The organism is Amycolatopsis sp. NPDC051071 (assembly GCF_040682875.1).
In the GTDB taxonomy this organism is placed as follows: domain Bacteria; phylum Actinomycetota; class Actinomycetes; order Mycobacteriales; family Pseudonocardiaceae; genus Amycolatopsis.
In genome coordinates, this window is record NZ_JBFBBY010000271.1 from 1 (window position 1) to 6,641 (window position 6,641).

General features: G+C 69.8%; 5 protein-coding genes and 2 pseudogenes. 3 read left to right on the forward strand and 4 right to left on the reverse strand.

The features are described from left to right. Window positions 1-119: 119 nt before the first annotated feature. From AB0M65_RS39650 to AB0M65_RS39660, 3 genes and pseudogenes are all read right to left on the reverse strand, one after another. A pseudogene (locus tag AB0M65_RS39650) lies at window positions 120-487 on the reverse strand (DUF4345 family protein). Next, a complete protein-coding gene (locus tag AB0M65_RS39655; RefSeq protein WP_076163075.1) occupies window positions 488-1,162 on the reverse strand; it encodes a response regulator transcription factor in 675 nt (224 codons plus the stop codon). Window positions 1,163-1,202: 40 nt separating this feature from the next. Beyond that, on the reverse strand, window positions 1,203-2,558 hold the full coding sequence (locus AB0M65_RS39660) for a PspC domain-containing protein (protein ID WP_364040397.1): 1,356 nt from the start codon (window positions 2,556-2,558) through the stop codon (window positions 1,203-1,205). A 110-nt stretch (window positions 2,559-2,668) separates the two neighbouring features. Between AB0M65_RS39660 and AB0M65_RS39665 the strand changes: the two genes are divergently transcribed. Both AB0M65_RS39665 and AB0M65_RS39670 read left to right on the forward strand, forming a co-directional pair. After that, window positions 2,669-3,934 carry a PspC domain-containing protein gene (locus AB0M65_RS39665; RefSeq protein ID WP_364040400.1) on the forward strand — a complete coding sequence of 422 codons (1,266 nt, stop codon included), beginning with the start codon at window positions 2,669-2,671 and terminating at the stop codon, window positions 3,932-3,934. Beyond that, window positions 3,927-4,181 carry a hypothetical protein gene (locus tag AB0M65_RS39670; RefSeq protein ID WP_364040403.1) on the forward strand — a complete coding sequence of 85 codons (255 nt, stop codon included), beginning with the start codon at window positions 3,927-3,929 and terminating at the stop codon, window positions 4,179-4,181. Before AB0M65_RS39665 ends, AB0M65_RS39670 begins: the two co-directional genes overlap by 8 nt. A gap of 275 nt (window positions 4,182-4,456) precedes the next feature. On the opposite strand, the gene guaA is transcribed toward AB0M65_RS39670, so the two are convergent. Continuing rightward, window positions 4,457-6,013, reverse strand: a complete 1,557-nt coding sequence (gene guaA, locus AB0M65_RS39675) for a glutamine-hydrolyzing GMP synthase (protein ID WP_364040406.1) — start codon at window positions 6,011-6,013, stop codon at window positions 4,457-4,459. 127 nt (window positions 6,014-6,140) lie between these two features. Here guaA and AB0M65_RS39680 point away from each other — a divergent pair. Continuing rightward, window positions 6,141-6,606, forward strand: a pseudogene (locus tag AB0M65_RS39680) (DinB family protein). Window positions 6,607-6,641: the final 35 nt, after the last annotated feature.

Genomic DNA, 6,641 nt, shown 5'->3' on the forward strand with positions numbered 1-6,641 from the left:
CTGCCCGGGGGAGCGCTTTTCGCGGGATAATGGTTTTCCGTTGGGGTCTGGGGGCTCACCCCGCCGGATCGCGTTTAGCCCGCTAAACGCGCTCCGGCGCCAGAGGGCGTCAGTGGGTATCAGAGGGTGGAGGCGACGAGCAGTCCGGCCAGGACCAGCTCGACCCAGAAGTACAACCAGCTCGGATAGAACCGCTCGGGCCGCTCCGCGAACCGGGCGACCAGCCGCCCGAAGGCCATCCCGGCGAGCGCGACGGCGACCGCGATCACGGCACCCTGCCGGATCCCGCCGACGTCGAACGCCGCGAAACCGAGCAGCACGGCGATCGCCACCCCGAAGCCGCCGTAGACCGCGCGCACCTCGGTCCGCGCGGTCGCGGAGTCCAGCACGATGCCGAACGGCCGGATCAGCCGCCGCGGCGCGACGAGCCCGAGCAGCCCCATCCCGAGGAGAACACGGCCACCAGGCCGATGAGTACCGGCGCCAGCTAGACGAGACGACGGTCGGACGCCCACCGCGAAAGCTCGTACCGGTTCGAAAGCTGCGTCTTCCGCAGAACGCTCGACACATGCGTCTCGACGGTCTTCACCGAGATGAACAGCTCGGACGCGATCTCCTTGTACGCGTACCCGCGCGCGAGAAGCCGCAGCACGTCACGCTCCCGCGGCGTCAGCAGGTCGAGGTCCGGGTCACTGATCGGCGCGGAGCCCGGCCGGTCGGCGAACGCGTCGAGTACGAACCCGGCCAGCCGCGGCGAGAACACCGCGTCGCCGTCGGAGACCCGCACAACCGCGCGTACGAGCTCCTTCGACGAGATCGTCTTCGTGACGTAGCCACGCGCACCGGCGCGAATCACGGCGATCACGTCCTCGGCGGCGTCGGAGACCGACAGCGCCAGGAAGACGACGTCCGGCAGCTCCGGGCGGATCCGGCGCAGCACCTCGGCGCCGCCACCGTCCGGCATGTGCACGTCGAGCAACACGACCTGCGGTTTGGTCCGCGCGATCCCCGCGACCGCCTCGGCAACCGAGCCCGCCTCGCCGACCACGCGCACGTCGTCGGTGATCGAGTCCAGTTCGGTGCGCACGCCTGCCCGGAAGAGCGCGTGGTCGTCGACGAGGAAGACCTTGACCGGCTCCCGCGTCTGCTGGTTCTCCGTCACGATGCTCCCTCGCTCGCCCTGTCCCGTGAGCATAGCGACCTCATGCCGCGCCCTTCCCCGCCTTGACCGGCATCTCCAGCTGAACCTCGGTTCCTTCACCCGGTGCGGTACGCAGCTTGAGCTTCCCGCCGTGCCGTTCCATCCGGCCGCGGATCGAATCCGCGAGCCCGTGCCGGTCGGCGGGCACGACGTCGGGGTCGAATCCCTTGCCCCGGTCGCGCACGAACACCGTCACCGCGGTCGGTTCCACCTCGGCATACACGCTGACCTCGTCGACGCCCGCGTGTTTGGCGGCGTTCACGATCGCCTCGCGAGCCGCCTGTACCAGCGCGGTCAGCGGCTCGTTCAGCGCCGCCTCCCCCACGACGACCTGCTGCACCGAAATCGCGAACGCGTCCTCGACCTCGCCGCACGCGGCCACGAGCGCCTCGGACAGCTGCCCGCTGATGGCCTCTTCCTCGGTCTTCTTGTTCTTGCCGTAGCCCGACGGCCCGTAGAGCCAGCCGCGCAGCTCACGTTCCTGGCCGCGCGCGAGCCGGGCGACCTCACGCGGTGATTCCGACTGCTTCTGGATCAGCGCGAGGGTCTGCAGCACCGAGTCGTGCAAGTGAGCGGCGATCTCGGCGCGCTCGTCGGTGCGGATACGGGCAGTGCGCTCGTCGGACAGGTCACGGACCAGGCGCAGCCAGAAGGGGACGGTCAGCACGGCGACGCCGAACAGCGTCGCGATCACCGCGACCAGCGCGAATTTGACCTGGTCGAGGCTGCCGCTTTGCAGGACGACGACCCCGATCCCGGCCATCACCAGCGCGACACCGGCGACCACACGGATTGCGGCCGACCAGCCCCCGCCGCCGAGGAACGCCGTGGCCACCCCGCCCTTGGCGCCGAGACGCCAGCGCCGCCGCTGCGACTCGTCGGCCTCCCGCCAGACGACGGCCGCACCGATCATGGCCAGTGCCAGCGGGATGGCGAGCCAGCCGCTGATCAGGCCGGTCAGTGTGCCGCTGGCGACGGCGAGGCCGACCCCGAGCGCCATCAGGCCGAACGCCTGCTGTTTCTCCTTGGGGGCGGACTTCTCCTGCGCGACCTCACCGGATTGCTGTTGGACGAAGACCCAGAGCAGGCCGTACGCGAGCAGGCCCACACCGTTCATCGCGGCCAGCAGCGCGAACGCGGCCCGGACCCAGAGCACCTTGACGCCGAGGTGGTCGGCGAGGCCGCCGGCGACACCCGCGATGGCGCGACCCGAGCGGCGGCGGTACATCTTGGGGGGTTCGAACGGCGTCAAGGGCAGGCTTCCGGGCACCGGCACCGGAGGGCGCTCGATGATCGTCGGCTTCGCCTGCCCGGCGAGGTCGTTGGGGGCGGATTCCTGCACGTTCTCCATGGTCACACGGACCGCGGCACTGATCCATCGGGGAAACCCCTGACTCTGCCGGGTAGGGAAAAACTCAGGGTCCATCCCGGATGTGTCGAGACGACGCCGAGCGCATTCTTTGTGACATGAGTGGGAGTGAGACACACACACCGAAGAGGGGCCCCGCGGCCGGCTTCGAGGACACCGTCAAGGATTTCTGGCGGAGCAGGCCGGTCCGCCCGGCACACGGCCGCAAGTTCGCCGGTGTCGCCGCGGCGATCGGCTACCGGTACGGCATCGACCCGACAGTGGTCCGCGTCGCGCTGGTCGCCGCGACCGTGTTCGGCGGCTTCGGCGTCTTCGTCTATCTGCTGGGCTGGCTGTTCCTGCCGCAGGAGGGCGACGCCGTCTCGACGTTCGAGGGCCTGATCGGCCGCGGTCGCGCGTCGAGTTCCCCGGCGTTCGCGGTGCTGCTGCTGATCCTGCTGATCCCCGGCCTCTCCTGGACTTTCAGCGGCGGCTGGCTGACCGACGGCAGCGGGCTGATCGGCTTCGCGCTGATGGCCGTCGCGCTGTACCTGCTGCACCGCAGCCGCGGCCAGTTCAACCGGCCGGTGATGCCCACCCCGGCGTATCAGACCGCCGCGTTCTCGATGTCGACGGCTTCGGCCCCGGCCTCGACGGCGGCCGACGGAAGCTGGGATCCGCTGGCGGCCGACCCGTCCGCCTGGGACCTGCCGAACGCGTCGCCGTCCGGTGGCCTGCCGCCCCAGACCCCGCCGCCTCCCTCGCCGCCGTCGTCCCGGCGCCGGAAGTCGAAGATCGGCGCGGCGACGTTCGGTGTCGCCCTCCTGGTCGCCGGTGCCGGTGTCGTTTTGAACCTGGACGGCCAGGGGTGGTTCAGCCTTCAGCACGTCGTCGGGCTCACCCTGGGTGTGGTCGGGATCGGGCTGGTGGCCGGTTCGTTCGTGCGGGGCGGGCGCGGGCTGATCGGGCTGGCGGTGCCGCTGGCGATCGTCGGGATGGCGCTGACCACCGTCCCGTTCGAGAACTTCTCCGTGAAGGGCGGGCTCGGCGACCTGAAGACGACGCCGTACCAGGCTTCCGAGGTACTGCCGGAATACCACCGCTCGGCCGGGGACATCGACATCGACCTGACCAAGCTGCCGTCGGGGACACCGGTCACCACGAAGATCAGCAATGGGGCCGGTAACTCGACGGTGATCGTGCCGCTGGGTGCCGAAGTGAAGGTCACCTGCGAGACCCAGGCCGGCGACATGAACTGCCTCGGTCAGACCCGCTCGGGAGTCGCGCTGGAAAAGGTCGACTTCACCTCGCCGGGAAGCACCGGCCAGAGGATCGTCCTGCAGATCGAAAACGGTGTCGGAAACGTGGAGGTGCGTCGTGGCTGAGTACGACTACGACAACTACGACAGCACGCAGTCAGCCCAGTCAGCTCAGTCAGCTCAGGCGGCGAAGCGCGGGGTGGACGTCTTCACCCTGATCGTCGGGATCGCGACGCTGCTGGTGTCGGGGTACGTCCTGTCGGACGGCGCCTCGTGGCTGCCGCGATTCGACTTCCGCTGGGTGATGGCGGGCGGCGCGATTTTCGTCGGCGTGCTGCTGCTCGCCGCGTCAGTGCGCAAGAGCCGCCGCTAGCGGCCCCACTCACGAACGACCCCACTCCGAAGGCCCCGGCCCCTCGCCCGGGGCCTTCGCCTTGCGCCCGGCCTGCGTTTAGCGGGCTAATCGCGATGCGGTCGCCGAAGTGCCCCGGGGCGGGCCGGAGCGCGTTTAGCCCGCTAAACGCAGGCCGGGGTCGCCTGAGTGCCCCGGACCGTCAGAGCGCGATTAGGGGGCTAAACGCACGTCAGGGCACCAAAGTGCCAGAGCGCGATTAGGGGGCTAAACGCAGGTCGGGAGGGCCGGAGAGGTCACTCCCATTCGATGGTGCCCGGCGGCTTGGACGTGACGTCCAGTACCACCCGGTTCACCTCGGCGACCTCGTTGGTGATGCGGGTCGAGATCCGCTCCAGCACCTCGTAGGGCAGCCGCGTCCAGTCCGCGGTCATCGCGTCCTCGGACGACACCGGCCGCAGCACGATCGGGTGCCCGTACGTCCGCCCGTCGCCCTGGACACCGACACTGCGGACGTCGGCCAGCAGCACCACCGGGCACTGCCAGATCTCGCCGTCCAGCCCGGCCGCGGTAAGTTCCTCGCGCGCGATGGCGTCCGCCGCGCGCAGTGTCTCGAGCCGCTCGGCGTCGACGGCGCCGATGATCCGGATGCCGAGCCCCGGCCCCGGGAACGGCTGCCGCTGCACGATCGTCTCCGGCAGCCCGAGCTCCAGCCCGACGCGGCGCACCTCGTCCTTGAACAGCAGACGCAGCGGTTCGACGAGCTCGAACTGCAGGTCGTCGGGCAGTCCGCCGACGTTGTGGTGGCTCTTGATGTTCGCCGCACCCTCGCCGCCACCGGATTCGACGACGTCCGGGTACAACGTGCCCTGTACCAGGAACTTGTAGTCGCCCTCGGCCTTGAGGTCGCGCTCGGCCTGCTCGAACACACGAATGAACTCGCGGCCGATGATCTTGCGCTTCTCCTCGGGGTCGGTGACCCCGGCCAAGGCGTCGAGGAACCGCTCACGCGCGTCGACGGTCACCAGGTTGACGCCGGTCGCGGCGACGAAATCGCGCTCGACCTGTGTGCGCTCGCCGGAGCGCAACAGGCCGTGGTCGACGAATACGCAGGTCAGCCGGTCACCGATGGCGCGCTGGACCAGCGCGGCTGCCACGGCCGAGTCGACGCCGCCGGACAGCCCGCAAATCGCGCGCCCGTCGCCGACCTGTTCGGCGATGCGGTTGACCTGGTCGTCGACGATGGACGACGTCGTCCACTGCGGCCGGATGCCGGCGATGTCGTGCAGGAAGCGGCGCAGCACCTCCTGGCCGTGCGGCGAGTGGTGCACCTCGGGGTGGTACTGGACGCCGGCGAAGCGACGCTCGACGTCTTCGAAGCCGGCGACGGCGGCGCCGTCACTGGACGCGGTCACGGTGGCGCCCTCGGGGGCCTTGGTGACGCTGTCGTTGTGGCTCATCCACGCGGGCTGGCTGCCGGGGAGGCCGGCGTGCAGCACACCGCCCTCGCCGGTGACACGCACCTCGGTGCGGCCGAACTCACGGATCCCGGTCGGTTCGACAGTACCGCCGAGCGCCTGCGCGAGCACCTGGTGGCCGTAGCAGATGCCGAGGATCGGCACGCCCGCGTCGACAAGGCCGGGGGCGAGCGCGGGGGCGTTCTCCGCGTACACGCTGGAAGGACCACCGGAAAGGATGATCGCGGCCGGCTCCTTGGCGAGGATGTTCTCGGCGGTGGCGGTATGCGGGACGACCTCGGAGTAGACCTGGGCCTCCCGCACGCGGCGCGCGATCAGTTGCGCGTACTGCGCCCCGAAGTCCACGACGATTACCGGACCGGTGGGACTGGGCACCTGAAACCTCCAGATCAGAGCAGCACGCTTCCCCACCATCGTCCCAGGTGGGCCGGGTCACCCCGCCGCCAACCCCCACACGATTCAGGACAGTGACTGACCGCTGGTGGCCCTGCCGTCCGAGGAGATGAGCATCGACTGGAGCAAGGGACTCTCCGAACAGCTCGACTGGCACTGGACACGGCACTTCCGTCCGCGGCTGGACACCCTGACCGACGACGAATACTTCTGGGAACCCGTCGAGGACTGCTGGTCGATCCGACCCCGCGAGGACGGCCGTCTGATGATCGACTGGGCGTATCCCGAGCCCTCGCCGCCGCCGGTGACGACGATCACCTGGCGGCTCACCCACCGCCACCGAAGCGCTGAAGCAAATCGACGACGCGTACGCGCACTGGCGCGACGGCGTCCGCGCCCTCACCGCCGAAGACCTCGAACGCCCCTGTGGCGAGGCCGAGGGCCCGTACGCCGACTACCCGTTTTCCCCCCTCGTCCTGCACATCAACCGAGAGGCCATACACCACGGCGCCGAGATCCTCCTGCTGCGCGACCTCTACCTCCGGGCCCCCTCCGGAGCGCGTTTAGCCCGCTAAACGCGCTCTGGCGCCCACTCGCGTTTAGCGGGCTA

Coding starts and splice junctions, on each gene's coding strand:
- AB0M65_RS39665 (WP_364040400.1), top strand. CDS start 2,669: ATGAGTGGGAGTGAGACACACACACCGAAGAGGGGCCCCGCGGCCGGC.